The 1,287-nt window shown below is 33.4% G+C and carries 3 protein-coding genes and 1 pseudogene; 2 read left to right on the forward strand and 2 right to left on the reverse strand.

Translation table 11 applies throughout. The features are described from left to right. Window positions 1–128: 128 nt before the first annotated feature. Together ON15_RS08875 and ON15_RS08880 are read left to right on the forward strand one after the other, a co-directional pair. The gene (locus ON15_RS08875; RefSeq protein ID WP_010581133.1) at window positions 129–371 is read left to right on the forward strand and encodes a type II toxin-antitoxin system RelB/DinJ family antitoxin; all 243 of its coding nucleotides are present in this window, start codon (window positions 129–131) and stop codon (window positions 369–371) included. Next, window positions 364–645 (forward strand): type II toxin-antitoxin system YafQ family toxin, encoded by a 282-nt coding sequence (locus tag ON15_RS08880; RefSeq protein ID WP_010581134.1) that lies wholly within the window; start codon window positions 364–366, stop codon window positions 643–645. The genes ON15_RS08875 and ON15_RS08880 overlap by 8 nt, the downstream gene beginning before the upstream one ends. 85 nt (window positions 646–730) lie before the next feature. Here ON15_RS08880 and ON15_RS12060 read toward each other — a convergent pair whose 3' ends face one another. Together ON15_RS12060 and ON15_RS12065 are read right to left on the reverse strand one after the other, a co-directional pair. Next, a complete protein-coding gene (locus tag ON15_RS12060) occupies window positions 731–967 on the reverse strand; it encodes a restriction endonuclease subunit S (RefSeq protein WP_328285379.1) in 237 nt (78 codons plus the stop codon). Continuing rightward, a pseudogene (locus tag ON15_RS12065) lies at window positions 942–1,287 on the reverse strand (hypothetical protein); the annotation flags it as partial. The gene ON15_RS12060 and the pseudogene ON15_RS12065, both read right to left, overlap by 26 nt.

The raw sequence follows: 1,287 nt of genomic DNA on the forward strand, positions 1-1,287 counted from the left end.
CAGGATATATACAAATAATTAATAACTTCTAAAATTACCATTGATATCTTTGTGACAAAGATTTTTTTTAAAGAAATGTTTGTAGTTTTATGGTACCATGTGGTACCATAAAACTGGAGGTGCTATTTATGACTAGTCAAGTGCATTTTAGAATGGATGATAAAGAAAAAAAAGACTTTGAAATCGTCCTTAAACGCGTGGGATTAACCCCAGCTGAGGCTTTTCGAATTTTTGCTAAGAAGTCTATTGAAGCGGGTGGAATTCCATTTGAAGTATCTCAACCTACTCCACGTTTAGAAAAAGCCATAAAAAGTCAAGATTACGTTGAATTTAATGATTCTGAGAAAGGCTTGGACTGGTTGAATGACTGATTACGTTTATAATCCAGCTTTTGAACGGCAATTTAAAAAACATTATAAAACAATTTTAAAGGGTGGCCGCTATGAAAAAAAAGATTTTGAAACTGTTTATCGTCAGCTATTACAAGATGAGCCGCTAGAACCACATTATAATGATCACGCTCTGGTTAATCGTAAACCAGAGCGTGAGTTACATATCAAACCAGATTGGCTTTTAATTTATAAATATGATGGCAAGTTTATTCGTTTTATCGATACTGGTTCACATTCAGATCTTTTTAAGTAAAGCTTTATTTGTTAAAGAGAAAAATCCTTCAATAAAATTATAATTTCCATTCAATTTTAACGCCTTAAAGCTCTACTTTAACCACTTAACAAAATATCTTTTGCAAATAACCTCTTTTCAGCTTCTTCAATACAGATAGTTTACGCTGATGAAGGGTGATGAGGTGGTCGAGATGTTGGAAAAAGGTGCCGATTTGATTTTGCTCTTCGAGTTTAGGAACTGGAACTTCCATATTCATGACCTTTGTTTTAGAAATGTTATATCGTGAAATTCCTTGAGCTAGAAACATAAATTTCCTACGAATTACTGGTGAGCGAAGCATAAACGCAAGATAATATGGGGGCGAATATTTTATCAGGACGATAGCCAAAGCTAAAACTATTTAAATACACATTATCTTTATTCCCTAGCCAAACAGAGGACATTCCTACTTCTTCTGGTGTTTCAGATGATGTTGTAAAGAACACATCACCATACTCAACTGAATTTTGTTTTGCATCAACTTCAATATTATCTATCATTTCTAAATCTGATACTGGATTGCTAAATACATTCATGTATGTCACAAATTTTGCATCACCATGACCGAAATCCTCTTTTGTTTTACCGGACAATCCTGTGAAAGTTTTTCCAATTTTCCCC

Origin of the sequence: Liquorilactobacillus vini DSM 20605 (assembly GCF_000255495.1) — a bacterium.
In the GTDB taxonomy this organism is placed as follows: domain Bacteria; phylum Bacillota; class Bacilli; order Lactobacillales; family Lactobacillaceae; genus Liquorilactobacillus; species Liquorilactobacillus vini.

What these genes read in the sequence shown, in the direction of transcription:
- ON15_RS12060 (WP_328285379.1), bottom strand. Translation starts at nt 967, where the DNA reads ATGCTTCGCTCACCAGTAATTCGTAGGAAATTTATGTTTCTAGCTCAA.
- ON15_RS08875 (WP_010581133.1), top strand. Translation starts at nt 129, where the DNA reads ATGACTAGTCAAGTGCATTTTAGAATGGATGATAAAGAAAAAAAAGAC.
- ON15_RS08880 (WP_010581134.1), top strand. Translation starts at nt 364, where the DNA reads ATGACTGATTACGTTTATAATCCAGCTTTTGAACGGCAATTTAAAAAA.